This is a genomic window from Sphingomonas trueperi (assembly GCF_040545965.1).
Taxonomy (GTDB): domain Bacteria; phylum Pseudomonadota; class Alphaproteobacteria; order Sphingomonadales; family Sphingomonadaceae; genus Sphingomonas; species Sphingomonas trueperi_C.
This window is the reverse complement of record NZ_JBEPMV010000003.1, coordinates 253,288-279,023: the sequence shown is the minus strand read 5'-3', so window position 1 is coordinate 279,023 and position 25,736 is coordinate 253,288. Positions and strand designations below refer to the sequence as shown.

The 25,736-nt window shown below is 66.4% G+C and carries 19 protein-coding genes and 1 pseudogene; 4 read left to right on the top strand and 16 right to left on the bottom strand.

Annotation, left to right across the window (positions count from 1 at the left end; translation table 11 throughout):
• Nucleotides 1–69: 69 nt before the first annotated feature.
• Nucleotides 70–2,871, bottom strand: coding sequence for a TonB-dependent receptor plug domain-containing protein (locus ABIC35_RS08955; protein ID WP_121075035.1), 2,802 nt, complete (start codon nucleotides 2,869–2,871; stop codon nucleotides 70–72).
• A gap of 323 nt (nucleotides 2,872–3,194) precedes the next feature.
• Between ABIC35_RS08955 and ABIC35_RS08950 the strand changes: the two genes are divergently transcribed.
• A complete protein-coding gene (locus ABIC35_RS08950) occupies nucleotides 3,195–4,394 on the top strand; it encodes a sensor histidine kinase (protein WP_121075038.1) in 1,200 nt (399 codons plus the stop codon).
• A 14-nt stretch (nucleotides 4,395–4,408) separates the two neighbouring features.
• On the opposite strand, the gene ABIC35_RS08945 is transcribed toward ABIC35_RS08950, so the two are convergent.
• The 6 genes from ABIC35_RS08945 to ABIC35_RS08920 all read right to left on the bottom strand — a co-directional run bounded on the left by ABIC35_RS08945 (nucleotide 4,409) and on the right by ABIC35_RS08920 (nucleotide 11,155).
• Nucleotides 4,409–5,743 carry an MFS transporter gene (locus ABIC35_RS08945; protein WP_121075041.1) on the bottom strand — a complete coding sequence of 445 codons (1,335 nt, stop codon included), beginning with the start codon at nucleotides 5,741–5,743 and terminating at the stop codon, nucleotides 4,409–4,411.
• Between the two features lie 190 nt (nucleotides 5,744–5,933).
• Nucleotides 5,934–7,016, bottom strand: a complete 1,083-nt coding sequence (locus tag ABIC35_RS08940) for a YeiH family protein (RefSeq protein ID WP_220667336.1) — start codon at nucleotides 7,014–7,016, stop codon at nucleotides 5,934–5,936.
• A 227-nt stretch (nucleotides 7,017–7,243) separates the two neighbouring features.
• A complete protein-coding gene (locus tag ABIC35_RS08935) occupies nucleotides 7,244–8,035 on the bottom strand; it encodes a ThuA domain-containing protein (protein WP_121075044.1) in 792 nt (263 codons plus the stop codon).
• 189 nt (nucleotides 8,036–8,224) lie between these two features.
• Complete coding sequence (locus ABIC35_RS08930) at nucleotides 8,225–9,703, bottom strand: DHA2 family efflux MFS transporter permease subunit (protein WP_121075047.1); 1,479 nt, start codon at nucleotides 9,701–9,703, stop codon at nucleotides 8,225–8,227.
• Between the two features lie 315 nt (nucleotides 9,704–10,018).
• The gene (locus tag ABIC35_RS08925; protein WP_354278447.1) at nucleotides 10,019–10,618 is read right to left on the bottom strand and encodes an MFS transporter; all 600 of its coding nucleotides are present in this window, start codon (nucleotides 10,616–10,618) and stop codon (nucleotides 10,019–10,021) included.
• Nucleotides 10,619–10,807: 189 nt separating this feature from the next.
• Complete coding sequence (locus tag ABIC35_RS08920; protein ID WP_354278446.1) at nucleotides 10,808–11,155, bottom strand: molybdate ABC transporter substrate-binding protein; 348 nt, start codon at nucleotides 11,153–11,155, stop codon at nucleotides 10,808–10,810.
• A gap of 267 nt (nucleotides 11,156–11,422) precedes the next feature.
• Between ABIC35_RS08920 and epsC the strand changes: the two genes are divergently transcribed.
• Nucleotides 11,423–12,415 (top strand): serine O-acetyltransferase EpsC, encoded by a 993-nt coding sequence (gene epsC / locus ABIC35_RS08915; RefSeq protein WP_121079210.1) that lies wholly within the window; start codon nucleotides 11,423–11,425, stop codon nucleotides 12,413–12,415.
• A gap of 971 nt (nucleotides 12,416–13,386) precedes the next feature.
• On the opposite strand, the gene ABIC35_RS08910 is transcribed toward epsC, so the two are convergent.
• A complete protein-coding gene (locus tag ABIC35_RS08910) occupies nucleotides 13,387–14,583 on the bottom strand; it encodes an MFS transporter (RefSeq protein WP_121075050.1) in 1,197 nt (398 codons plus the stop codon).
• The gene (locus ABIC35_RS08905; protein WP_121079212.1) at nucleotides 14,580–15,614 is read right to left on the bottom strand and encodes an aldo/keto reductase; all 1,035 of its coding nucleotides are present in this window, start codon (nucleotides 15,612–15,614) and stop codon (nucleotides 14,580–14,582) included. Before ABIC35_RS08905 ends, ABIC35_RS08910 begins: the two co-directional genes overlap by 4 nt.
• An 86-nt stretch (nucleotides 15,615–15,700) precedes the next feature.
• Here ABIC35_RS08905 and ABIC35_RS08900 point away from each other — a divergent pair, with 86 nt between their 5' ends.
• Entirely contained in the window at nucleotides 15,701–16,606 is a 906-nt protein-coding gene (locus ABIC35_RS08900) for a LysR family transcriptional regulator (protein ID WP_121075053.1), read from the top strand.
• A gap of 24 nt (nucleotides 16,607–16,630) precedes the next feature.
• On the opposite strand, the gene ABIC35_RS08895 is transcribed toward ABIC35_RS08900, so the two are convergent.
• The 5 genes from ABIC35_RS08895 to ABIC35_RS08875 are packed head-to-tail and all read right to left on the bottom strand — an operon-like array spanning nucleotide 16,631 to nucleotide 21,205.
• Entirely contained in the window at nucleotides 16,631–17,722 is a 1,092-nt protein-coding gene (locus tag ABIC35_RS08895) for an ion channel (RefSeq protein ID WP_121075056.1), read from the bottom strand.
• Nucleotides 17,723–17,744: 22 nt separating this feature from the next.
• Nucleotides 17,745–18,908 carry a zinc-dependent alcohol dehydrogenase gene (locus ABIC35_RS08890; protein ID WP_121075059.1) on the bottom strand — a complete coding sequence of 388 codons (1,164 nt, stop codon included), beginning with the start codon at nucleotides 18,906–18,908 and terminating at the stop codon, nucleotides 17,745–17,747.
• A gap of 10 nt (nucleotides 18,909–18,918) precedes the next feature.
• On the bottom strand, nucleotides 18,919–19,434 hold the full coding sequence (locus ABIC35_RS08885) for an SRPBCC family protein (RefSeq protein ID WP_121075062.1): 516 nt from the start codon (nucleotides 19,432–19,434) through the stop codon (nucleotides 18,919–18,921).
• Complete coding sequence (locus ABIC35_RS08880; protein WP_121075065.1) at nucleotides 19,431–20,018, bottom strand: hypothetical protein; 588 nt, start codon at nucleotides 20,016–20,018, stop codon at nucleotides 19,431–19,433. Before ABIC35_RS08880 ends, ABIC35_RS08885 begins: the two co-directional genes overlap by 4 nt.
• 11 nt (nucleotides 20,019–20,029) lie before the next feature.
• Nucleotides 20,030–21,205 carry a zinc-dependent alcohol dehydrogenase gene (locus tag ABIC35_RS08875; RefSeq protein ID WP_121075068.1) on the bottom strand — a complete coding sequence of 392 codons (1,176 nt, stop codon included), beginning with the start codon at nucleotides 21,203–21,205 and terminating at the stop codon, nucleotides 20,030–20,032.
• Nucleotides 21,206–21,338: 133 nt separating this feature from the next.
• Between ABIC35_RS08875 and ABIC35_RS08870 the strand changes: the two genes are divergently transcribed.
• Nucleotides 21,339–23,183, top strand: a complete 1,845-nt coding sequence (locus ABIC35_RS08870; RefSeq protein WP_121075071.1) for a PAS domain S-box protein — start codon at nucleotides 21,339–21,341, stop codon at nucleotides 23,181–23,183.
• 110 nt (nucleotides 23,184–23,293) lie between these two features.
• Here ABIC35_RS08870 and ABIC35_RS08865 read toward each other — a convergent pair.
• Nucleotides 23,294–23,925, bottom strand: a pseudogene (locus ABIC35_RS08865) (tyrosine-type recombinase/integrase).
• A 734-nt stretch (nucleotides 23,926–24,659) separates the two neighbouring features.
• Entirely contained in the window at nucleotides 24,660–25,553 is an 894-nt protein-coding gene (locus ABIC35_RS08860; RefSeq protein WP_121075077.1) for an AraC family transcriptional regulator, read from the bottom strand.
• Nucleotides 25,554–25,736: the final 183 nt, after the last annotated feature.

The window sequence follows — 25,736 nt, the reverse complement described above, 5'->3', positions numbered from 1 at the left end:
GATATCGGAGCGGCCGCGGCCGGTCACGGATTTATCCGGCGCGTCGAGTAGGTGCGTGCTGCACAGGCCTCAAAAGCCGATGCGCATCGTCAGCCGGAATACCCGCCCGACCACATCGTAGAGCAGCCGGTTGGTCTGCGCATAGGCCGGCCAGTTGTTGCCGTCCGGGCCGTTGCCGACAAGCACCGGGGCCTTGTTGAGAAGGTTCGTCACGGCCAGCGTCAGTGACCGCTCGCGGCGCGGGGCGCCGAAATCAACGCGCACCGATGCATCCAGATAGGTGATGCCGCTGATCCGATTGTCGTTGATCGTGCGATGCTGGGCAGTCGACGCCGGGCATCCGGACGTGCAACTGACATAGCTGTTGCTGTAGACCCCCGAGCCGAACCCCCGCGCCACCAGGTTGAACGTCAAGGGATCGATCGACCAGAAAGCGCTGGCGCGGAAGACCCAGCTCGGCATGGCGGGGCTGTTGAACGTGCTGTCGCCGTTCACGCCGGCATAATCGACCGGGTAGATCCCGTTATCGACGACATTGTCGATGTAATGCGTCGCCGCGCCATCGACGCGAAATTCTCCGGGCAGGCTGCGGGCGATGTGCGCCAGCGGGATCGCATAGCTGGCGTGGAAATCGATCCCGCGCTCGGATTGCCGCGCGAAATTGACCGGGCGCACCAGTACCGATGTGGGCATTCCACCGGAGGAGAGGAGGTTGGCGCAATAGACGCTCGCGCCGGAATAGCAGAGGTCGACCGTCTGCTGGGCGGTCGCTGCGCCGATCGCATCGCGGATGGAGATCGCGAAATAGTCGACCGATGCCGTCAGTCCTTCGATGAGATGCGGGGTGAAGACCATCCCCGCGGTCCAGCTTCTCGCCCGTTCGGGCTTCAGTTCGGCATTGGGGAGGGTGAGTTCGACGATCGATACCGTGCCCGCCGCCGGTGCATTCGCCGGCAGGACGACGCTGTTGGTCCGCGAGGTGGCGCCCGCATAGAGATCTGCGAGATTGGGTGCCCGCACGTCCCGGCTGACATTGCCGCGCAGCCGCACGCCGGGGAGCGGCTCCCATGCCGCGCCGAGCTTCCACGTCCCGACCCAGCCGGAGGTGGAGTAGCGGGCAAGCCGGGCGGCGCCGTCGATCCGAACGGAGGACAGGATGGGGAGGCCGAGTTCGAGATAGGCCTCTCCCACGTTATTGGACCCGTGGGCAGGCTGATAGTTGCCGTACAGCCAGCCTGACCGATAGGGATCGGCGACCCGCGACGAGATCGCGTCGCGCCGCCACTCCGCGCCCGCGGCGAGAACCGCGTTGCCGCCGAGAAGCGCGAACAGGGGCCCCTGGAGTCGCATGCTCACGAGATCCTGCGTCAGCCGTTCCGTCCGCTCCGGCTGGCCGGGGCCGATTACATAGGCCAGCGCCGCGCTTGAGGAGCCCTCCGTACCCAGCCGGTCGATCGAAATGCAGCCATTGGCGGGTTCGGTGAGCGTGGAACGGCAGACCGGCCCGTTCGCTGTCGCCACGGCGTCCTGCGCGAGCTGCATGCGCTGCAGGTTCCAGACGTTCCTCAGCCGCTCGCGCGCCGATGTCTCGCCATGCTGGGCATGCACATCCCATTGGAAGCGCCCGCCGAGCAGCGCGACGTCGCCGTGCAGGGTGCCCGACAGCCGGAACACGTCGCGCCGGTTGCTGCTTCCCGGCACCGGGAAGCCGGCATTGCTGGTGCCGATCGACAAGGATTTCAGGCCGAGCGAGTCCATGCGGGCGGCGATCTGGGGGTATTGCGCGCGCAGATAGGCATTGTCCGCCGCGATGGTGACGCCGGTACTTGGCGTCTGCTGGTAGGCGCTTTCTCCCGCATAGCGGTTCCACGCCCCCTCGACCGCCAGCGACGTCGCGCCGCCCAGATCGATCGTGCTGCGCTGGAACAGGCTGATCCGATGTTCCTGGGGGATCAGCGCGTTGGTTCCGACATGGCCCGCCAGCGTCGAGGACGTATCGCCGCCGACCATCCAGGCGCCGATCGCCGGCGCATACTGCCCATAGCGCAGGGTCGTCGTGGCGCCGGCGCCCAGAAACTGCGTGCCCAGTAGCGGTCCCGACGTCACCAGCCCGCCGGGCGCATATGTGGCAGGCGCGACCCCGGTGCCGACGATGCGCTGGGGCTGGCCGTTGCCTGGCGAATAGGCCGGATTGTTGATCTGGAAATAGCCGCGCGCGTTCCAGGGGCGGGCGATCGTGTCGACGCCGTCCTGGTCGAAATACTCGCCGCTCAGCAGGATCCTGATCCTGCCGTCGAGGAGGGACAGGCCCGAGGTTACGCCCACCCGCCGGTACGCGCCGTCGCCATAGGTGGAGATGCCCTGGTCAAGCTTTACCTCGGTTCCGCGACGGTCCGTGTCCAGGATGAAGTTGACGACGCCGCCGATCGCATCCGAACCATATTGAGCCGATGCGCCCCCGGTCACCACCTCGACCCCGCGGACGAGCCCCTGCGGGATGGTATTGATGTCCACGACGCCGTTGATCGCCGCGCCGACGGTGCGCTGCCCGTCGATCAGCACCAGCGTTCGCGTCGTGCCAAGGCCGCGCAGATTGACCGCGGCGATCCCGGCCAGCCCATTGGACATGTTGCCCGAACTGTTGCCCGGCGTGCTTCCGGGTGTGATCGCCGGCAACTGCGCCAGGAGATCTATCAGGTTGCCGGGATTCTGCGCGGCAATGTCGCGCTCGCCGAGTACCGATACGGGGACGGTGGCTGCACGGCCGTCATAGACCCGGGAGCCGGTAACCGTAATTTCCGAGGTCGAAGGCTCGCCACCCGGCGCTGCCGGCGCCTGCTGCGCCATGGCCGGCGCGATGATCGACGCCATGCAGGTCGGAAATGCCAGGATTCTTGCGCCGCGCCTGCCATGCGCAGCCGGGGTGCGTCGAGCCGGCACGTTCCGGTCCCGCTCGTGGATTTCCATATGACCTTGAAACTGTCCCATCCGCTACCCCCGTCCCTCTGGCTTTTGGGCTGGCGTGCGGGTTAGGGAATACGGTAGGTGGTATATGTTGACGCTCCGCCGCCATTGCGCGAACTGCCGCACAGCCAAAGGCTGTGCCTGTACGATGCGCAAGGCGAAGGAATGATCTCCCGGCTGGCTTCGATGGCAGTCCCTGCGTGGCCTTTCCCAAGAGTTGACCTGCGTTAATGAACCATCCGGACGTATTCCTGGACTCTCCCATCGCCATCTTGTGCGAGGACTGGTCGAAGATCCGCGAGGTCGTGCTGCAGGATTTCGGCAACGACGTCGAGCGCCTGAACCAGAGGATCGAGGAAGACGAGACCTATCTGCATCGCCTGCGCGGCATGCACAGCATCGTGGACGCAAACCCGGCGGCGCTGCAATTGCTGGGGGTTCGCGACATCGCGCATCTTCAGTCGATCGTGCACATGCTGCTACCGGCGGATCCCACGGGCCAGGTCGTGAAGGCGATCGTCGGCGGCGAGCGGCGTTGCGAAGGCGAGCGGGATCTGCCCAGCGCGCTCGGCAACCGGACGCCGATTCTCTGGCGCTCCACGCTTCCCGAAGACCCGGCCAATTTCAACCGCGTCTATTTCTTTGCGGTCGATGTCTCGCGCCAGAAGCAGGCCCAGGCGGAACTCGATCTGGCGCGTGCCAACCTCAACCATGCAGGACGCCTGTCGCTGGTGGGCGAGCTCGTCGCGTCGATGACCCATGAGGTGTCGCAGCCCATCAGTTCCATCGCCATACTGGCCGGCGCCATGGACAAATGGCTTTCGCACGAGCCGCCGCGGGTGGAGAAAGCGGCCGCGCTGACCCGCAAGGTGCTGGCCAACGCCAATCACGCCGGGGAAGTGATCGCGCGCGTGCGGGATTTCTCGCGCAGCGCCCCGCATCACCTCAGCGCGGTCGATCCGACGAAGCTCCTGTCTGAAGCAATCGCACTCGTCGAACCCGAAAGCCGGCGGCAGGGGATCAGCGTCAGCGTCTCGGCACAGACCGGTCTCCGCCCGATCAGCGTTGATCCGATCCAGATAAAGCAGGTCGTCGTAAACCTTGTCATCAACGCCATCCAGGCGATGTCGGGGCAGGTCCATGGGGCGGGGGAACGCCGGATCCAGATCGCGGTTCGGGAAACGCAGGACAGCTGCCACTTCAGCATCGCCGACACCGGGCCCGGCTTTGCCGACCTGACCGCAGCTGTCACGCCCTTCTTCTCCACCAAGCGCGAAGGGCTGGGCCTGGGACTTTCGATTTGCCGGCGCATCGTCGAGGATCATGGCGGCGTCCTCGATATCGAGAGCGACCCCTCGGGTGCGCGCGTGACCTTCACCGTGCCGTTCCTCGCGCCGCACGTATTGGATGGCGAACGGACTGCGGGCTGACCGGCCCGCCACGCTCATTGTCGCGTGCGTGATGGTCCTCGCGCCGTGGCAAAGGCGATGAAACTGAGCGCCGAACAGACCAGCATGTAATAGCCCGGTGCGGAATGGGTGCCGAGCGCGCGCATCAGCCCGGTCACCGCCAACTGGGCAAAGCCGCCGACGAGGACGCCCAGGCCATAGACCAGCGCAAGACCCGTCGCGCGGACCTGATCGGCGAAGGCGCGCAGGATCATGATCAGGGTCGCCCCGGCCTGCAGGCCGTTCAGGCAGATCAGCACGCTGGTGATCACCAGGATCCATGGCAGACCCGGCGATCGGGACAGGATCGTGAACGCCGGCACGGAAAGGATCGCCAGCCCGCCCGACCCCAGCATCGCGAGCCCGCGGGCGGAGAAGATGCTGTCCGCAAGCCGGCCGCCCAGCAGCGACATCGCCGCCATCACCGTGCCCGCGCAGGCCCCGGCGACGAAGCCCGTATGGACCGGCATGCCGAGGATGCCCGAGAGATAGGTCGGGATGTAGAAGATCGCTACATAGGTGGTGGAGGTGCCCGACATGAACATGACCAGGCCGATCCCGACGCCGGCTTTGTGCCTGGTCAGTACATCCCGCAGGGGCGATGCCTTGCTGCGCGCCTTCTCGGGGAAATAGGATGCGCTCCGCAGCATCATGCCCACGGGCCCAAGCAAGAGCCCGAACAAGAAGGGAAGGCGCCATGCCCAGCTCTCGATGGCGGCGGCACTGAAGGTGGCGTTCAGCCACAGGCCGGTCAGTCCCGCCAATATCGCCGCCACGCCCTGCGCGGCCATGAAGATGCTTACATAGGAGGTTCGCTGCGATGGTGGCGCAAGATCGAGCAGGATCGCCGCACTCGGCCCCACTTCGCCGCCGATCCCGAAGCCCTGAATCAATCGCCCCGTCACTAGGAGGATCGGCGCCAGCACCCCCACCGAGGCATAGACGGGCGCACAGGCGACCATTGCGGTGCCCAGGGTCATCAGCGCCAGCGTCAGGACGACCGCGGCGCGCCGCCCCTGTTTGTCGGCATAGACTCCGAAAACGACCGCGCCGATCGGGCGGGTCACGAAGCCGACCCCAAAGGTGGACAAGGTCAGCATCAGGGACGTGACCGGATCATGGGCGGGGAAAAAGAGCCGGGAAAGGACGACCGCGAACTGGCTGAACAGAACGAAGTCATACAGCTCAAAACAGCTCCCCACCGCAACCGCGAGGCAGATTCGCTGTCGCTGCCGCCGATCCAATGCTTCCGTCCCCGGTGCCATCGGCGAGACCTTCGCGGCGTTCGTCGGTGGATCGAGGGACGGCAGGGCGGATTTTTCGAAGCGCATTCGTGCATGTCTCAAGCAGCCGGACTGGCGGCTGAGACGATGCTCCCATCCGGTGGTCCTGTATTTGGTATGCCATCCATAGCGGATGAACTTCCGGACGTCATGCTTCCGGGAGCGCGCAGCAAGGAAGGGCAGGGGGGGCTTCCTGATGGTCGCCGCTGCGAGCGCGCCGGGGCCGGGGCGGGCAGGGTCAGGAGAGCCCCAGCAAGTGGATCAGGCCGAGGCTGATCGCCCCGAGCATGAGGAGCGAGAGGACCACCGCGGCGGTCACCCGGCCGCCGGCATGGGCCACCGTGCGAACGTCGACCCCAAGGCCCAGAGCGGCCATCGAGACGACGGTGAGCAGCGTCGCGGCCTCGTTCGCCGGAGCCAGGGCCGCTTGCGGGATCAGGCCGAAGGACCGCAGGCCGACTAGGCCGAGGAAGCCGAGGATGAACCAGGGCACCAGGTGGTGCAGCGGCGGCCGGCCACGGGCAGGGCGTTCGCCGGTGGTGACGTGCGGGAGCAGTTCGTCGGCTTCCTCGCGCAGCTTGGGCGCGATCAGCGAAAGGATCAGGCAGACCGGGCCGAGCATCAGCACGCGTACCAGCTTGACCAGCGTCCCCATCTGGACGGCGGCGGCACCACCCGGCGCAGCGGCGGCGATCACCTGCGGCACGGCATAAACGGTGAGACCGGCCAGCGCGCCGAACTGGTGACCGCTCAGGTGGAGGCCGAAGGCGAGCAGCGGCAGCGCCAGGACGACGACCACGCCGAGCACCGCTGTGAAGCCGATCGAGGCCGCGACGTCGTCGCCGTCCGCACCGATCACCGGCGCCACCGCCGCGATGGCGGAGTTGCCGCAGATCGAGTTGCCGCAGGCGACGAGCAGCGCCATGCGCTTCGGCAGCCGCAGCATCCGGGCGATCAGATAGCTGCTGGCGATCGCCACGCAGACCACGCCCGCGATGCCGATCAGCAGGCCCGGCCCGGCGGCGAGGATCGTCGCGGCGCTTACCGAGGCGCCGAGCAGGATGACGGCGAGTTCGAGCAGGAACTTGGCGCTGAACGTGATGCCCGGAAACCAGCGCTTGTCCGGCGTCCAGGCGGTCCGCACGGCGGTGCCGATCAGGATGGCGAGAACCAGCGCTTCCAGCCAGGCGCGTCCGAACACCGCCTCCTCGATCCGCTGCAGCACGAAGGCGCCACCGGTAACGGTCAGGCACAGCCCCAGGCCGGGCAGCAGGGTGCTGCCGGGCAGGGGGAAGGGGCGGGATAGGCTCTGCGTGGTCACCGTGTGTCTCCTTGGTGAGGCACAGATGCGGTTGCAGAACCAGTGTTTCCAACGATCAGTTTATATCGTTCTGATCACTCTAGGTTGTGATTTTGTACCGCGTTGGGGCGGCTGTCTGCCTTCACTGACGCTACGGCGTAGAAAAGGCTGCATCGCTTGTTCAAAGCGGTGCAGCCAAGGCGATGAAATCAACAATTGGCAGCGATCAGTTTGGCTGGCGTTGTCGACTAGCGTGCAGCCCAGCGGATGGCGTTGGTGAGGATGCGCCGATAATTGCGATCATCATAGGCTTCGGGCGAATGGCCGAGTGCCGAATAGAAGACGCGTCCCTTGGTGGAAGGGTTGACCCAAATCACCGGATGGACGCCCATCGCCAGCTTGGCGCCCGGCCGATAGCTCGCCTCGTCGATCCTGGCGAGCACGGTCATGCCCTTCGCGGCAGGGTTGGAATCGAAGGAATACCATTCGTCGACCAGCGACCAGGGCAGCTTCACGCCGGCCATGGCGGGATGGTCCGGCTTGTCGACCAGCAGCTGCGCGGACTGGAGGTGATCGGCGCCGCCCGGATGGCCGATGAACGTCGTGCCGATCACCGTCTGGACATACCACGGGTCGGTATGGCTGTTGTCGCCCGCCGCATGTAGCGCCACGACGCCGCCGCCACGCGCGACGAACCGCGCGAAGGCCGCGCGCTGCTCGGGCGTGAGGAAGTCGCCGCTCGCGCTGTTGAGCACCACCACGGAGAAGTGGCGCAGCTGCTCGTCGTTGAAGACCGCCGCATTCTCGGTGACGAAGCTTGCGCGGCCGAGATCCTTGGCGATGTTGGCGAGCACGCTGTTCGAGTGCGGGATATGCTCGATATGGCGCCAGCCATTGGTCTTGGACACGATCAGGACTGCGTGCTGCAAGCCTTGGGGCAGTGTCGGCGCGACGGAATCCTGGATCGGCTTGGGCAGATGCGGGTCCGGCAAGCTTTGCGCCGACGCGAAAAGCGCCAATACGGCCAGTATCTTACGCATGTCGTCTCTCCCGCCTCGGCATCCTTTGGGCACACCCTGGAGGATTCGAGACGCTTGGTTCAAGCGTAAACCTGCTTGTTCACGGAGGATGCGGCGATACGAGTGCCGCCGCACTCGCATGAAGAGGGCACGCTTCGCCCTGGATCGGTCACCGGTTGCACGCCCTGCTGAAGCTCCTGGGGCGCTTTTTCACTGCTCCGAGCGTGCGGCCCCGCGATGTCCGCTCATCGCCGCGCCGGCGTCGGGCGCGAAGCGGCAGTTCCAGAACAGCGCAGAGGCGGAGATCCCCGCCACGATCACGAAGGCCAGCGAGAAATCGGCAAGATGAAGCTGCGCACGGTGCGCCAGCCGCGGTCCCAACTCGAGCGCGGTCGCTGCGGTGCAGATGCCGAGCGACAGGGTCAGCTGCTGGAAGGTCGCGTAGAGGCTGGTCGCTGCGCTCATCTCCTGCTTCTCGACATCGGCATAGGCGATCGCGTTGTAGCCGGTGAACTGGAACGAGGTGAAAAATCCCGAAAGCGCCAGCACCGCCACCATTGCGCCGACCGGCCAGTCCGGTCGGAACAAGGCGCAGCTGGCATAGCCGAGGCTGCTCGCCACGCCGGAGACGATCAGGCTGTCGCGGAATCCCCAGTGGCGCAACACGCGGGGCGCCAGCGCCTTCATCGCCAGCGCGCCGATCGCGCCGACCATGGTGATCGTGCCGGTGGTCGCGGCGGAGAAGCCGAAGCCCAACTGGAACATCAGCGGCAGCAGGAAGGGCTGCGCGCCCTGGGTGATGCGGGTGAGCGAGCCGGCAATGGTTGACAGTCGAAAGGTATCGATCCGCATCAGCCGCGGATCGAGGATCGGGTCGCTGGCGCGGCGGGCATGCCAGACATAGCCGAGGCCGAAGACCAGCCCGATGCCGAGCAGCGCAACCGCCACCCTGCCGGTACCGGGATAGCTCGACAGTTCGAAGCCGAACAGCAGGCAGCCCAGCGCCACGCCGGAGAGGAAGAAGCCGCTGGTATCGAAGCGCGGGCGGGCGTCGCCGCGGATCTCGGGCACCAGCAGCATGGCGCCGATGATGCCGGCGATGCCGATCGGCAGGTTGAGGTAGAAGATCCAGCGCCAGTCGAGCCAGGTGACGATGAAACCGCCCAGCGGCGGCCCCAGAATCGGGCCGATCAGCGCCGGCATCACCAGCCAGGACAGCGCCTGGACCATGTCTTCCTTGGCGACGCTGCGGAGCAGCACCAGCCGGCCGACGGGCACCATCATCGCGCCGCCGATCCCCTGCAGAAAGCGCGCGGCGACCAGAGTCGGCAGCGTCCCCGCCTGCGCGCAGAGGATCGAGCCGGCGAGAAAGATGGCGATCGCCGCGCAGAAGATGGTGCGCGATCCGAACCGGTCGGCCAGCGTGCCGCTCGCCGGGATGAACAGCGCAAGGGCGAGTAGGTAGCTGGTCAGCGCAAGGCTGAGGCTAGTCGCGGAGGTGCCGAGGTCGCGTGCCATGGTCGGCAGGGCGACGGTGAGCACGGTGCCGTCGAGCTGCTGCATGAACAGCGCCGCGGCGACGACGAGTGCGATCGCGCGGTAGCCGCTGCCGCTACCCCGTTCGGGCTTGGCCGGCGTGGTCACCGCCTCGACCGCGGGCGCCAGGCCGTCGCCGACGTCCGCGCTCATCGAAGCCAAATTACGTCGTCTCCACCGCATGCCGTTCTACGCATCCTTCCGTTGTCCGGCGCATCAAAAAGCGATCTGCGCGCGACCCTCGACGCTCTGGCCGTGGTTGATGACGATCACGCCCTTGGCATCCGGACTGACGATCGTCCAATCGATCGCGTTCAGCTGCAGTCGCACGAAATTGTCGGGATATCAGTTCATCCCCAGCGCGGATTTGATCGTCACCTCGGCATCGGCGGAATTGCCCTCCCGCACATAGGCCACGTGACTGCCGATCGCGCCTTGCATACCCAGGCGCAGCGACCGCGCCGCGACCTAGGGCGTCGCGGGTGCGTCCCGGGCGCCGATCAGCAGCGCCAGCAGCGAGAGCAGCGCGGCGAGGGCACACCAGGCGCCCGGGATCGCCTTGTCGCCGGTCGCGCCGATCAGCGCGGTGCTGATCGCCGGCGTGAAGCCGCCGAAGACCGCCGTCGCCAGGCTATAGGCCAGGCTGAAGCCGACGGTGCGGACATGCGCCGGGATCACCTCGGTCAGATAGACGATGAACGCTCCGTTATAGGTCGCGTAGATCGCGGCAAGCAGCAGCTCGACGGTGAGCAGGCGCCCGAAGCTGGGCGCATCGACCAGCCAGCGCATCAGCGGATAGGCGAGCAGGATGCCGAGCAGCGTCGCCGTGATCAGCAGCGGCTTGCGTCCGATCCGGTCCGACAGCGCGCCCATCACCGGCAGCAGGGTGAAGTTGGTGATGCCGACACAGGCAGTGACGAACAGGCTCTCGCCTGGCCCCAGCGCCAGCACCTTGTTGCCGAAGGTGGGGGTGTAGGCGGTGATCATGTAGAAGAACACGGTGGTCATCACCACCATGAAGGTGCCCTGCGTCACCAGGCCCCAGTTGGCGCCGACGGTGCGGACGATCTCGCGGAGGTCGGGCCGGGCCTTGCGCTTCAGAAAGGCCTCGGTCTCCTCCGCCGAACACCATGAAGTCTAACATCTCCAGGAAGTTGCCGCTGGCAACGATGAATATCGACTTGAAGGCGGAGCTGCGCCGTTCGGCGAGCTCGGGCGCGGCGCCGGCGTTCTCGGCATAGAGCGAAGGAATCTGGCTCATGGCTGTACTTTCTGCGACGCAGGCTCAAGTCCGCTGTCGCGGATGATCGCGTAGGCGCGGGGCGAGGCGAGATAGGCGATCAGCGAGCGCGCCGCCTTCGGATGCCGGGAATATGCGACGACGCCGGCGGAGAAGGGCGTCACCTTCTGCAGCGATTCCGGCAGCATCCCGACGATGCGGATGCCCTTCACCGGCTTGAGCTCGCTGAGCTGCTGGAAGCCGAGCTCGGCCTGCCCCTGCGCGACGATCTCGCCCACCGGCGTGGCGGGGATCATGCGGCCTTTCGGGCGAACCTCGGCGGCGATGCCGAGCCGGTCGAGCATGGTCGTCTGGCGATCGAGTATAGGCGATTGATGTCCGCAGGATCATAGCCGCCACGCCGTCGGATTGCCGGGAGCAAAGGACGCCGACAGACCGGCGGATCAAAGGCTGTGTCCGCCCCGTTGATAGTTGCGAGCGCGATGCGAGAGGAGCAACTTCGCCTTTCACGCGGCGTAGCTCTTATCGCTTTCACACCGCACCAGTGGGAATATCGTGCCAACCATGACAGTGCATTGCGGTTTCATGGAAGCGAGCTCCAGCGCCCGCCGGGGCGGGTCGGCCTCGCCTCGATGACGGGGAAATACGAAGACACCCGCCTCGATACGGACGAGTGGAACGTCGTGGAGATCGCAGCGGGGCTGTTCGCCGCCCGCGAGGATTGGCGCGCCGCCTACCGGCCGGGCCCGTGCGCACTGGTGCGATTCCCGTCGCGACGGCGACTGGAGCTGATCCTCTCCGACCTTTCGGGCGCGCTGTTTCCGCTGCGGCTGGGGCCGAGCTCGGTGCTGGCCGAGAACGAGGCGAGCTATGTCGAGCAGGCGCTCGGCCGCGCGCTGGCGGCCCTGCGCGACCAGGTGCAGCTGGAAATCGTCGCGCGCTGCACGACCCCCGAAGCCGAAGCGCGGGCGGAAGCCGGGCGTATCGTCGCGGCGTTCGCCAAGGAACTGCCGGCTATCCGCCGCGTGCTCGACACCGATATCGAGGCCGCTTATGCCGGCGATCCGGCGGCGCGCAGTGTCGACGAGGTGCTGATCTGCTACCCCGGCATCCAGGCGGTGATTCCCTATCGGCTGGCGAACAGCCTGTACCGGCACGGCGCGCCGCTGATCGCCCGGGTGATCGCCGAGATCGCCCATTCGCAGACCGGCATCGACATCCATCCCGGCGCCAGCATCGGCGGCAGCTTCTTCATCGATCACGGCAACGGCGTGGTGATCGGCGAGACCGCGATCGTCGGTGAGCGCGTGCGCATCTACCAGGCGGTCACGCTGGGCGCGCGCAGCTTCCCCTCGGAGAAGGACGGCACCCTCACCAAGGGCGTGGCGCGGCACCCGATCGTCGAGGACGATGTCGTGATCTATGCGGGCGCGACGATCCTCGGGCGCGTCACGGTGGGGGCGGGGGCGGTGATCGGCGGCAATGTCTGGCTCACCGAGAGCGTGCCGCCGGGCAGCGTGATCCACCAGGCCTTTGCCGAGCGCGCGCGGGGCGACGCCTCCGCGCTGCCGAGAGGCAATGTCGTCGAGGAAGCCGATCCCGATGCTCCGCGCGGCCTCATCTAACGAACGGCGATGGCCACGATCAGCGCGTTCGTCCATCTCGAGCGGGTCGACATGCTGCGCGGGCCGCAGGTGATGCTCTAGGGTCGCAACTCCAGCGCCGCGGCATCTACAAACACGACCATCCCGGCCAGACCTTCCGCGTCACCCTGGGGCTCGATGTGCCGGTCAATCGCTACACCGCCGCGCGGGCGCTGCGCAGCGCAGGCTGAGCCTCGGCACGGCATTCCGGCCCTGCCGGCGTCTCTCCTTCAGACGGGAAATTGATGAACCTCCGAGCCCCCCGCAGGCCTTGTTTTCGTTCGCGTGTCTTCTGGGGGCGCGGGTCTTGGTCTTCCGGATCGCCATATCGCTCAAAGGCATGGTTCGAGCCTCTCATCCCGGGGCCCACCCACTTTGGGGATCGTGCAAAAAAGAGGGGCCCGCGATTTCTGAGGAGGCCCCATCTGCAGTTGCGATTCAATGCGATGAGACGAGCGATCACGTACCGGACAGCCCGAAAAATACCGCAGACTTGCGCGGTTTACAAAGCTCTGTGGGCTGTCGTGAGATCGAGAATTGGAGCGGTGAAGGGAAACCAACCGGCCGAAATACGCTACTTAAAACAGTTGCTTACCGCACTGCAGCAAAAATTGAGCCCCAGGGGTCAGGCCCCACTCCCCTTTTCGTAAATCGGGTTCGAAGCACAAACGCGATCAGGTTAGGCAACTACGAACACCGGAGATGTCCCACGATTGTTCGGCAGCTGGCGACCAGAATGCGCCGTTCCCCGCCTCCTTTACGATGTCAGTTCCTGACAACAGCTGCCATTGCCATTCCCTCTATTTGCCCTGGGAGCAGCGCGCTCAATCTGGATCGTTTGAGATATTGTCGAACGATCCCGAAACAGTCGTTGTTCATATGCTGCTCGCGAGTATCACGCTGGCATTCTCGCCAAGCGGCGCCCAACGTCACTGGCGAGGAAGTCTTGAACGTCATCCCTTCTCAGTGACGGCTAGAGAATCGCGTTGCCAGTCGGGTTGCTGCACAGCTTTACGGCGGCTGGTCGTCCATAGCGCCACCAGCCCGATCAGCGACGTCGCCGCGCCCGCCATCGCCACTGCCGGATAGCCGAGCCCCGCGGCGATCACGCCGCCTCCCAGCGCTGCACCGGACGCATTGCCGAGGTTGAACGCGCCGATATTGACCGCAGAGGCGAGGTTGGGCGCATCCGCTGCCGCGGTCATCACCCGCACCTGCAGCGGCGGCACCAGTGCGAAGCTTGCGACTCCCCACAGGAAGATCAGCACCGCGCTCGGGCCGGCCTGCGGCATCAGCAGGGCAAAGGCGATCAGGATGGCGGAGAGGCCGGCCAGCGTGATCAGCAAGGTACGGTCAACCGAGCGATCGGCGAACCGCCCGCCCAGCCAGTTGCCCGCCGTGAGCCCGAGGCCATAGAGCACGAGCATCGCGGTGATGAAGCCCAGCGACGCATGCGTCGCGTCGCGCAGGATCGGCGTGATATAGGTGAACACGGTGAACATCGCGCTCGATCCGACCACGGTCAGCGCCAGCGCGCCCAGCACCTGCTTGCGGGTGAGCACCCGGAGTTCTGCGAGGACGTTGCCGCCCGAAGGCGCGGGGAGGGCAGGCAGGGTCAGGCGCAGTGCGGCCATCGTCAGCACGCCGAGAGCGGCGATTCCCCAGAAGGACGCGCGCCATCCAAGATGCTCGCCCGCCCAGGTGGCGAGCGGCACGCCCACCACATTGGCGATGGTCAGCCCCATGAACATCGATGCGACGGCGCTGGCCCGGCGCTCGGGCGGGACCAGCCCTGCCGCCACGACCGACCCGACGCCGAAAAAAGCGCCGTGGTTGAACGAGGTGAGCACGCGTGCGACGAGCAGCATCGCATAGCTGTCGGACAGCGCCGCAAGCAGGTTGCCCGCGGTGAAGATGCCCGCCAGGCCGATCAGCAGAATCCGCCGCGGCACCCGCCCGGTGGTCAGCGTCATCAGCGGCGCGCCGAGCATCACGCCCACCGCATAGGCGCTGATCAGCAGCCCCGCCGCGGGGATGGACACCTGCAGATCCTTCGCGATGACGGGCAGCAGCCCCATCGGTGCGAATTCGGTCACGCCGATGCCGAACGCACCGACGGCAAGGGCCAGCAGGCCCAGTTGGTTCTTCATACGAGCCTCGGTGCCAGGCGGGCAAAACCCTCTTGCTGGCGATAGGGGGTGTGCGGATAGGCCGGCTGCACTTCGCTGGCGCGATCGAGCGTGGCAATCTGCTCTGCGCTCAGCGCCCAGCCGACGGCGCCCAGATTCTGGCGCAGCTGCGCCTCGTCGCGTGCGCCGAGGATCACCGACGATACGGTCGGGCGCTGCAGCAGCCAGTTGATCGCGATCTGCGGCACGGTCTTGCCGGTCTCCGCGGCAACCGCCTCCAGCGCATCGACGACGCGGTAGAGATGCTCGGTCTCGACCGGCGGTGCGAATTGTTCGGTTGCATGCAGGCGGCTGCCTTCGGGGATCGGGCGACCGCGGCCGATCTTGCCGGTCAGCCGGCCCCAGCCGAGCGGGCTCCAAACCAGCGCGCCCACGCCCTGATCGGCGGCGAGCGGCATCAGATCCGCCTCATAGGCGCGGCCGATCAGCGAATAATAGACCTGGTGGGCGACCAGCCGCGGCCAGCCATGGCGCTCCGCCACCGCCTGCGCCTTCATCACCTGCCAGCCGGGATAGTTGGAAACGCCGGCATATCGAACCTTGCCCGAAGCGATCAGCAGGTCGAACGTGCCCATCACTTCCTCGGTCGGGGTGGAGGCGTCGAAGGCGTGGAGCTGGAGCAGGTCGATATGATCGGTGCCCAGCCGTCGCAGCGCATCTTCGACCGCGCGGATTAGCCGGGCGCGGGAGGCGCCCCAATCCTGGGGGCCGTCGCCCATCGGCAGACCTGCCTTGGTCGAAACGAGCACCGCGTCGCGGCGGCCACGGATTGCTTCGCCCAGAATCTCCTCCGAAGCGCCGCCGGAATAGACGTCGGCGGTATCGAACAGCGTCACCCCGGCATCGAGGCAGATGTCGATCAGACGGCGTGCCTCGGTCGCATCGCTCTGGCCCCAGGCGCTGAACAGCGGCCCCTGGCCGCCGAACGTCCCTGCGCCAAAGCTGAGCGCGGGCACGCGCAGGCCCGATCGTCCCAATTGCCGATATTCCATGATCATCGTCCTGTTGCTTGTTCAGGACAAAAATGGACGGCAGAACGGTGAAGGTGTAGCTGGCGCGAACGCGAAGGATTTGTGCAATGGACGCAAAGCTGAACGGCGGCGGCGATCGGGCGCATGCCTTGGCATTGTTCGCCGCAGTGATCGAGCGGGGCAGCTTCTCGGCAGCGGGCCGACAGTTGGGCATGAGTCCTTCGGCGGTGGCGCGCGCCGTCGACCGCATCGAGGCGCGGCTAGGCGTGCGCCTGCTGCTGCGCTCTACCCGCGCGCTCACGCTCACCGCCGAGGGCTACGCCTATCTGCAGGCCGCGCGTCGGATCCTCGCCGATCTCGACGACGCGGAGCAGCAGATCGCCGACCAGGGCAGCCCGCGGGGGCGACTGCGGGTCAGCGCCGCGCTGTCGCATGGGCGACTGTGCGTCGTGCCACTACTCGGCGAGTTTGCCGCGCTGTACCCCGACATCCTGATCGACATCGCATTGACCGATACGCTGGTCGACATCGCCGCCGGGCAGGCCGATGTCGCGGTGCGGTTCGGGCCGCTCCCGGACAGCTCCCTCACCGCGCGCAAGCTCGGCGAGACCCGGCGGGTGATCGTCGCCGCCCCCGATTATCTCGCGCGCCACGGCACGCCCCGCGTACCCGAGGACCTGTTCGCCCATAATTGCCTGAACTTCAGCTTCCGTCGTTCCGAACCCGTCTGGCCGTTCCGCCGCGAGGGCCATGACTTCGCGCTATCGGTGCGCGGCGGCTTCGAGGCCAACAACGGCGAGACGCTCGGGCAACTGGCGGCGCTCGGAGTCGGCATCGCGCGGGTGGGCGCCTTCAGCGTGGGCGAGGAGATCGCGAACGGCACGCTCGTGCCGCTCCTCGAGGCGTTCAACCCAGGCGATGTCGAGCAGATTCACGCGGTGTTCGTCGGCGGGCCCAATGTACCTGCGCGCGTGCGGGTATTTGTGGACTTTCTGGCCGCCAACCTTCGCTAGGCTTTCGGGAAATGCGCCCGCGCATCAGGGCTCCGGCCGGTGCCGGGCTTCGCCAGATCGGCGATCGACCTCGCGCATGGCGTAGCCGAGCGTCGGCGCCACGCGCCGGATCCGCGGCTCCCAGCGATGGCGTTCGGCCAGATAGCCGTCGACGGTATCGGCATCGACGACGATGCCGGCGCTCCTCAGCGTTTGTACGGCCGCGAGGAAGCTCTGGCGTAGCCGCCACGTCTCGGCGGCGTCTTCTTGACGCCCCTTGAGCGTAGGGAAATTGGCGTCGAGCGTCTCGATCAACATGTCTGCGCCCAACGCCACCGAGCGGACGGCGGCCGAACCGCGAAGGGCCCCATAGCGGTGCGGATCTAGTGCGGTATCGATCAGTGTGACCAGGTCGAGCAGGACGAAGCTGAACCGCGACACCGCGTAGCGCGGCTCCTCGAAGCGGAAGTAATAGAGCAGCGGATAGAAATGATGCGCCTCCTTGGTGGCCGCGAGCGAGCGGGCGAGATTGGCGAGTTCGCTGGTCGCGTCGTCCATCTTGCCGCCGGGCATGAGGCGGGCGAGCATCACCGCCGCGTCGCCGGTACCGCCGGTCATCAGGTCAATGGTCAGCGCCAGCGCGTTGCGCTCGCGCAGCCCCGAATAAACCTGGACGAGATAGCTCAGCACCAGCGACAGCACCGACGCGCCGATTAGCGAGTTCATCAGGAACAGCAGCCGCGTGCCCGCGCTGTGCGGAGCATAGTCGCCCCCGCCGACGATCGACAGGCTGTTTCCCGCAACGAGCAATGCCGTGACGAAATCCCTCGGCGTCTCCCCGCTGGACGGGCGAATGGCGGTGCCGAGCTCCGGCTGGATGACCAGCGCCGCGCCCAGCGTGAGACCCAGCGCCCAGAAGCCAATCAGTGACACGACAATCAGTGGTCCGGCCATCGACAGGATCGTGCCGCGGCGCCTGCCGGCGCGCCTGGCGAGGCCGCGAAGCACCGCCCACACCATGCGATTCCAGCGCGGTGCGAGCAGCCCCGTGCCCGCCCGGGCATAGAGCACGGTCAGGAAGATGTCGGCGAGGAACAGCAGGGTCAGCGCCGCGCCTAGGATCTGCTCGATCAGCATCGCTCGGAAGCCTTCTGGGGCCTCAAGGCATGAAGACGGCGCGCAGGCAGCCATCCTCCTTGTGCTTGAACATGTGATAGCCCTTGGCGCTGTCCTCGAGCGAGAAGCGATGCGTGGCGAGCGCGGCCGGGGTGAGCTCGCCGCGGAGCGCGTGTTCGAGCAGGCGCGGCACGTAGGCCTGGCCGTGTTGCTGCGCCGTCCGCACGGTGACGCCCTTGTTCATCAGGACCCCGAGCGGAAACTTGTCCATCAGCCCATAGACGCCGAGGATCGACAGCGTGCCGCCCTTGCGCACCGCCAGCATCGCCTGGCGCAGCGCCGTGCCGCGATCGGTCTCCAGATAGAGCGCCTGCTTCACCCGGTCATAGGCGTGCTGGAGTCCAGTGCCGCTCGCCTCCATGCCCACCGCATCGATGCACGCGTCGGGTCCGCGCCCGCCGGTCAGTTCCTTCAGCGCCTCAAGCACGTCCACCTGGGTGAAGTCGAGCGGCGTGGCGCCGAACGCCGCCGCCTGGGCGAGCCGCTCGGGATATTGGTCGATCGCGATCACGCGTTCGGCACCGAGGATCATCGCGCTTTGCTGCGCCATCAGGCCGACTCCGCCGCAGCCCCAGACCGCAACCACGTCGCCGCGCTGGATGTCGCAGAAGTCGGCACCCATGAAGCCGGTCGGGGCGGCATCCGAGATGAAGAGGGCGTCCTCGTCGGCGAGACCGTCGGGCACGACGAAACAATCGGTATCGGCGAAGGGCACGCGGACATATTCGGCATGGCTGCCGGCATAGCCGCCAAAGGCATGCGAATAGGCGTAGATGCCCGCCGTCGGGTAGCCGAGCAGCGGCTCCTGCAGTTCGGGCTTGGGGTGGCTGGTGTCGCACAGCGAATAGAGATCGTGCTGGCAATACCAGCACTGTCCGCAGGCGATGAAGGAAGGCACGACGACGCGGTCGCCCCGTTTCACCTTCTTCACCGCGCGCCCGACGTCGACGATCTCGCCCATGAACTCATGGCCCAGCACGTCGCCTTCGCGCATCGTCGGGATCAGGCCGTCGATCAGGTGCAGGTCCGATCCGCAGGTGGTGGAAAGACGGACCTTGAGGATGACGTCGCTCGGGTTGAGGATTTCGGGGTCGGCGACGGTCTCGACGCGGAGATCGTTGCCTCGGTTCCAGCAGAGTGCGCGCATCGGCCTGCTCCTAGTGATCGGCCCCGCCCTTGCGGGCGGCGGGCTGCGGGTCGGTGGTGGGAATTTCGCCGGTGAGGGCGAGCGCGCGGAACTTGTACAGCGCGTGGGCAACGATCTCGGCCGGGACGATGTGGAACAGCTTGCTGACCGCTTCGCCGATCAGGCCGCCCGGCGGATCGAATCGCACGTTCAGATGCAGTTCGGTGCCGCGCTCGCCCGGCGCGGGACGGAAGGACAGGTCGCCGGTGTTCGGCACGTCGGCGCCGTCCAGCGAGGACCAGCGGATCGCGTCCGGCGCGCTGTCCGCGACTTCCGTCCGCCATCGATAGTCGCCGCCCGCCGGGCCATGGGTGCGCCAGTCGGCGGTGCGGTCGTCGAGTGCGACCACATCGGCGAAATGCGTCCAGATCTTTACCTGCGTTTGGGGGTCCAGCCAGAGCGCACGCAGTTCCTCGGCCGGCCGGCCGATCGTCACGGCGGCGCGCGCCGCGGCATCGAGCCTGGTGTCGGCAGCAGCGGCGTTCATGCGGGAAGCGCCGGCAGCGCGTCCGCCACCGTCCCCTCGGCGCGATAGTCCTCCGGGATGTCGAAATCCTTTCGGGCCAGGCCGCGCGAGGCGGTCGCACCGCGCGGCAGGCCCGAGCGATCGGAATAGTCGCGGTTGCTGCTCGCCTCGCGCTGGTGGGCCGCCTTCACCCCCGCCAGCGCGGCAAGATCGAGCAGGGTGATGCCCGCGACGAGCGCCGTGGCAATGGCCGCGTTGCGACGCTTGGGATTGTCCTTGCGCAGCGCCGTCGCCAGCGTGCCGAGGTCGAGCGCATCGACGCCGAGCCGCGCCGCCAGCCCGATGGGCTTGTCGATCGAGAGCGTCGGGATGGCGCTGGCCAGCTCACGCGCGCCATAGGCACGGATCAGGCCCTCCTTGTCCTCCAGGCCCAGCGTGCGGGCGATGCGGCCGGGTGCCACGAGTTCGGTGACCCCGAGCCCGATCGAGAACCAGCCGAGCGCGCGGGCGAGCCGGTCGGCACCGGTGAGCGAACTGGGGCCCTTGTGTTCGATCTTGGGATCGCCTTCCGAACGCGCGATCCCGGTGAGATTGGTGAGGGACATGGGTGCCTCCTTCAGGGCTGGAGCATGACTTTGACGCAGCCGTCCGCCTTGTCGCGGAAGGTCGCGTACATCTCGGGACCGCGGGAGAGATCGACCTTGTGGGTGATCACGAAGGACGGATCGATCTGCCCGTCCTCGATCCGCCGCAGCAGGTCGCCGGTCCAGCGGGGCACGTGTGCCTGGGCCATGCGGAAGGTGAGGCCCTTGTTCATCGCCTGGCCCATGGGGATCTTGTCGACCAAACCCAGATAGACGCCGATGATCGAGATGACGCCGCCCGGGCGGCAGACATAGATCATCTCGCGCAGCACGTGCGGCCGGTCGTTCTCCGCCATCAGCATCTGCTTGGCGCGATCGAGCAGCGTATCGGGCTGGCCGAGATTGACATGGCTTTCGGTGCCGACCGCGTCGATGCACTTGTGCGGCCCCTTGCCGTCGGTGAGCTCGTTCAGCCGCTCGACGACGCTCTCGGTCTCAAAATTGATGGTGATCGCGCCCGCGGCGGCGGCCATCGACAGGCGTTCCGGGAGATGATCGATTGCGACCACCTGCTCGGCGCCGAGTAGGATGGCCGAGCGGATCGTCATCTGCCCGACCGGCCCGCAGCCCCAGACGGCAACCGTGTCGCCCGGCTGGATGTCGGCCTGCACCGCCGCCTGCCAGCCGGTCGGCAGGATGTCCGAGAGGAACAGCAGCTTCTCGTCGTCGATGCCGTCGGGCACCTTGATGTGCGTGGTGTCGGCGAAGGGCACGCGGAGATATTCGGCCTGGCCGCCGGGATAGCCGCCGGTGAGATGAGTATAGCCGAACAGCCCGGCGGTCGCATGGCCGAACGCCTTGTCGCCCAGTTCCTTCTTGCGGTTGGTGCGCTCGCACACCGAGAAGTTGCCGCGGCGGCACTGGTCGCATTCGCCGCACTGGATGGTGAACGGGATCACCACGCGGTCGCCCTTCTTCAACGCGCCCTTTGCGCCGCTGCCGACCTCGACGACCTCGCCCATCGTCTCATGGCCCATGATGTCGCCGGGCAGCATCGCGGGGACGAGATTGTGGAAGAGATGCAGGTCCGAGCCGCAAATCGCACAACTCGTAACCCTTATTATGGCGTCGCGCGGGTCTTCGAGCGAAGGGTCGGACACCGTGTCGTATCGGATGTCCTCCTTGCCGTGCCAGACTAGGGCTTTCATGCCGGTCTCCTCGGTTGGATGTCCCCGACCTAGGTTTCGCCTTGCCACGAGCACATACGGGCGATGCCTAGGGAACTCTCCCCGCTGAGGGGCAGTTGCCGGCTGCACCGGCAAGGACCGAGGAGAAGCCGGCGTGGCGCTGGAAAAATCACGGTCGACGGTTGTACAGCGCGATCGAGAGCCGGCATTTAAAGCGGAAGAAGCGCTCGCAAACCATGCCCGCTTCCTCGAGGCGAGTCTCTCTGCCATTCCGGACTATGTTTACGCCTTCGATCGAGAGCGGCGGTTCGTCTACGCGAACCGGGCGATGCTGGCGCTGTTCGGGCTCAGCGCCGAGACGATGCTGGGCAAGACGTTCGCGGAACTCGACTATCCGCAGGATCTGGCCGCGGTGCTCAACGGGCACATTGATCAGATCTTCGCCGAGGGCGTGACCGTCCAGAACGAGGTCTTCTTCCGCAGCCCCACGGGCCAGGCCGCCTATTTCACCTATCTCTGGGGACCGGTGCGCGACGCAGCAGGCGCGGTCGAACTCGTCGTCGGAGTCTCGCGCGACACCAGCGAGCGACGGGCCTTCGAGGAATCGCTGCGCACCAGCGAGGCACGCCTGCGTGCCGCGACCGAACTGGTCGGCATCGGCATCTATGCCTGGGATCCGCTGACCGGCGCGCTCGAATGGGACGATCGGCTCCGGGCGATGTGGGGCCTGCCGCCGGGCGCAGCAACCGACAGCGCCGTCTTCGAGGCGGGCATTTATCCCGAGGACCGCGCGCGTGTGCAGGAGGCGATCGCGCGCTGTGTCGATCCCGCGGGCGACGGCAGCTATTCAATCGAATATCGGGTGATCGGGCGGGACGACGGCGTGACGCGTCATATCGCCACGTCCGGGCGGGCGAGCTTTGCGGACGGCAGAGCCGTCGGCTTTATCGGCGCGGCCGTCGATGTGACGCAGCAGCGCGTTGCCGAAGCGGCGATACGCGCGAGCGAAGCGCGGTTTCGCGGCTTTGCCGACAACAGCACCAACCTGATCTGGATTGGCGATCCCGCCACCGGCACCATCACCTATCGCAGCGCCGCCTATGCGCGGATCTGGGGGATGCCGTGCGCGGAGGCGCCGAACGACCTCGCGATCTGGATGCAGGACGTGCATCCCGAGGATCGCCAACAGGTCGAGCACGCGCTGGCAGCAGTCGCGGCCGGTGAGGTCGTGCAGTTCGAATATCGTCTCATCCGCCCGCGGGACGGTGCGGTGCGCCGGCTGCGCGATACGAGCTTCCCGATCCTCGATAGCGCGGGCGCGGTTACGCAGATCGGCGGCATCACCGAGGACCTGACCGTGAAGGAGGTGCGCCACATCTACATCGTGAACGGCAAGGCGGCGGACGCACGCAGGCTGACCGGCTGGGTGCGCGGACTTGGCTATCGCGCGCAAAGTTTCGCCAGCGCGGCGGCGTTTCTGGTCTTGGCGCCGGCACTTGCTCCGGGATGCGTGCTCATCGATCTGCGTCGCAAGCGCGACGAGGGGCTGTCGGTACCCCGCGAGTTGCGCGCACGATCCATCAGCCTGCCGACGATCGCGCTCGATATTGCTGACGCCGATGTAAGCTGCGCCGTCGCCGCGATGAAGGCAGGCGCGGTCGATTACCTCCCCATCGGGGACGAAGCCGCACTCAAGACCGCGTTGGCGGATGCGATCGCCGCATGCCAGGGCACCGCGCGCGCCACCTCGCGCGACGCGAGCGCGGCGGCCCGCATCGCCAGGCTGACGCCGAGAGAGCGCGAGGTGCTCCTCGGGCTGGTTGACGGGGGCACGAACAAGATGATCGCGCAGACGCTCGGCATCAGCCCCCGCACGGTCGAACTGCACCGCGCGCAGTTGATGCACCGATTGGACGCGAGCAGCCTGACCGAGGTCCTTCAGCTCGCTTTGGCGGCCGGGCTGTCTCCTTATGTGGGGTACCAAGGGAAGCCCGTGTAGGGGTCGCCGGCTTCCGGCAAGAACTGCCTTTCAACACGATTGGTGGGAAGGGCGGGAAAGTCTTGAGCGTCGTGATGTCGGCCCCTCGCCAAAGGCGAGGAGCCGATCGATCAAATCTCGGTATTTTCGGCAAGGGCGAGCGCGTCTTCCACGTCGATCCCGAGAAAGCGCACCGTGTTCTCGATCTTGCTATGACCGAGGAGGAGCTGAACGGCGCGCAGGTTGCCGGTAGCTCGGTAGATGATCGAAGCCTTCGTCCGGCGAAGCGAATGCGTTCCATACTCGCTTTGCATCAGCCCGACTCCGGTCACCCATTCATCGACGAGCCGGGCATACTGGTGAGTACTGAGATGCCCGTCGTGATCAACCCTGCTGGGAAATACATAGTCGTTGACCGTGCCGCCCCGCCGCTCGAGCCAAGCCAGCAGGCTGGCCCGCGCGTCCGAAAGCAGCTCGAATTGTACAGGCTGGCCCGTTTTCTGCTGCATCACGATCGCCCGCGTTCGGATCTGGCCGCCGCTGACAAGGTCGCCGATCTTCATCTGCACCAGGTCGCAGCCCCGGAGCTTGCTGTCGATCGCCAGGTCGAACAGCGCCCGATCCCGCAAACGGCGCCGCTGATTGAGATAGAATCGAATTTCCCAAATCTGCTTCGGCTTTAGAGCGCGTTTCGCGCCGACTGTTTTTCCGCGTTCCAGACCGAGCGCCTGGCGGCGGTGGATTCCGTTTCAAGCTTTTCCATGATCGCTCTCCGATGGCCAGATTGGCCGGCTGAACAACGCTTTGGGAACGTTGAGCAGCGATCGCCTCGGGGGCGCCTGGCGACCAGAATGCGCCGTTCGCGGATCGGGCTTTGAACGGCAGCTACGGTCCGAACCTGCCGTTCGCTTAGCACGAAGCTGCCAGACCGCAACGCGCCCACTTCCCGCCGCTGGGAGCTACTCGCGAGCTCCCGAGAAGCGGACGCCGCGGCATGGAGTGCGCAGTTGGTGCGGGCGCTCTTACTATTCACCCTTACATGCTTCCCAACCCTAATACGCATCTTTGCGAGGCCAGCAATGGACGCAATCAAAATAAAAAAGGCGGATGCTCAGAGGACCGAGGAGGACTGAAGATGCACGGCCCCGCATTTCAAACCGACCAGACCCGCCGCTCTGCACCGCACATTGCTCAGGAGCCTCGTGAGCAATGTCCTAGCTGCAGCCAGTGGTTCGACCCGCGCGACCTCAGCGACGTGATACAACACGACCTGGAGCGCGGCTTCGAGAGTGGACACTGACTCATCTTGAATTCGCGCCTGACCCCCCGACATTCGACGACCCCATGAGCTTTTCAAAAGGCCTCATGGCATACTCCAGGCTATGCCAGTACCGTCACAGAACGACTTCCGGACTGATAGCTGCGCCGGTGCGAGGGAAGGTTGTTGCAATCGCCGCATAGCGACGACAACCGTAAGGGACGCAGCATGCCGTTCCTTCAAATCGCGATCGCCATTTGTGGCGTTGCCCGCAGCCGCCCAACGTCGCGAACGGGCGGAGCGCCGAAAAGGCGGCGATATTCGCGGCTGAACTGCGACGGGCTGTCATAGCCGACGCGGAAGCCTGCCTCTGCCGCGTCGAGCCGATCGGCCAGCATCAGCGCCCGGGCTTCCTGCAACCGCAGTTGCTTCTGATATTGCAGCGGGGTCATCGCGGTGGCGCGGCGGAAATGGTCGTGGAAGCTCGACAGGCTCATGCCGGCAAGGGCGGCAAGGTGCGGCCCGCTGAACGGTTCGCGGAAATGGGCCTTGAGCCAGGCAATGGCCTGCGCGATCTGGCCGGTGCGACTTTCACTGCTGGCGATCGCGCGCAGGGCACCGCCCCCCGCTCCGGTCATCAGCCGCACCAGCAATTCCCGCTCGACCAGCGGCGCGAGCAGCGGTGCGTTCGCCGGATCACCGAGCAGCGCCGTCATCCGCGTCGCCGCGTCGATCAGTTCCGGCGTCATGGGGTGCAGTGTCATTGCGGCGCTATCCTCCGCGGCTGGCAGGGGCGGCAGGGTCAGCGCGATCTCCGACAGCAGAGCGGCGTCGAGATAGAGGCAGAAGCAGAGATAGGGTGCATCCGCGCTGGCCTGCGTCACGGCTCCGGTGATCGGCAGGTCGAGCGAGGCGACGAGATAGCTGGCGGGACCATAATCGATCACTGCGTCGCCCAGCAGCACGCGCTTGCCCCCCTGCGCAATGATGCACAGCGCCGGGCGCTGGACCATATGCACCGGCTCCCCGCTTTGGCCCGAGCGGACCAGCGCAAGGCGCGGGATGGACGTGTCGATGATGCCGTCGCGCTCGGCATATCGGGCAATCTTCTCCGCCAGGTCTCGATGCATCATTGTTTTAGATTCCTATCATCGACGGGCAACCTACAGAGCTGATGGCGGCCGCTCCACCCCGCAGCTGCGAATCTGGAATATCGTACAATCATTTCGCACGACCGTTCTACCGCACGCTATCCCGATGGCGCCATCCGGGTGCATCGGATCGATGGTTCGATCCGCCTGCACCGAAAGGACTAT

Excerpts from the sequence above, each read along its gene's own strand:
- ABIC35_RS08955 (WP_121075035.1), bottom strand. The coding sequence starts at position 2,871 with ATGGCGTCGATCATCGCGCCGGCCATGGCGCAGCAGGCGCCGGCAGCG.
- ABIC35_RS08950 (WP_121075038.1), top strand. The coding sequence starts at position 3,195 with ATGAACCATCCGGACGTATTCCTGGACTCTCCCATCGCCATCTTGTGC.
- ABIC35_RS08945 (WP_121075041.1), bottom strand. The coding sequence starts at position 5,743 with ATGCGCTTCGAAAAATCCGCCCTGCCGTCCCTCGATCCACCGACGAAC.
- ABIC35_RS08935 (WP_121075044.1), bottom strand. The coding sequence starts at position 8,035 with ATGCGTAAGATACTGGCCGTATTGGCGCTTTTCGCGTCGGCGCAAAGC.
- ABIC35_RS08930 (WP_121075047.1), bottom strand. The coding sequence starts at position 9,703 with ATGAGCGCGGACGTCGGCGACGGCCTGGCGCCCGCGGTCGAGGCGGTG.
- epsC (WP_121079210.1), top strand. The coding sequence starts at position 11,423 with ATGACGGGGAAATACGAAGACACCCGCCTCGATACGGACGAGTGGAAC.
- ABIC35_RS08910 (WP_121075050.1), bottom strand. The coding sequence starts at position 14,583 with ATGAAGAACCAACTGGGCCTGCTGGCCCTTGCCGTCGGTGCGTTCGGC.
- ABIC35_RS08905 (WP_121079212.1), bottom strand. The coding sequence starts at position 15,614 with ATGGAATATCGGCAATTGGGACGATCGGGCCTGCGCGTGCCCGCGCTC.
- ABIC35_RS08900 (WP_121075053.1), top strand. The coding sequence starts at position 15,701 with ATGGACGCAAAGCTGAACGGCGGCGGCGATCGGGCGCATGCCTTGGCA.
- ABIC35_RS08895 (WP_121075056.1), bottom strand. The coding sequence starts at position 17,722 with ATGCTGATCGAGCAGATCCTAGGCGCGGCGCTGACCCTGCTGTTCCTC.
- ABIC35_RS08890 (WP_121075059.1), bottom strand. The coding sequence starts at position 18,908 with ATGCGCGCACTCTGCTGGAACCGAGGCAACGATCTCCGCGTCGAGACC.
- ABIC35_RS08885 (WP_121075062.1), bottom strand. The coding sequence starts at position 19,434 with ATGAACGCCGCTGCTGCCGACACCAGGCTCGATGCCGCGGCGCGCGCC.
- ABIC35_RS08880 (WP_121075065.1), bottom strand. The coding sequence starts at position 20,018 with ATGTCCCTCACCAATCTCACCGGGATCGCGCGTTCGGAAGGCGATCCC.
- ABIC35_RS08875 (WP_121075068.1), bottom strand. The coding sequence starts at position 21,205 with ATGAAAGCCCTAGTCTGGCACGGCAAGGAGGACATCCGATACGACACG.
- ABIC35_RS08860 (WP_121075077.1), bottom strand. The coding sequence starts at position 25,553 with ATGATGCATCGAGACCTGGCGGAGAAGATTGCCCGATATGCCGAGCGC.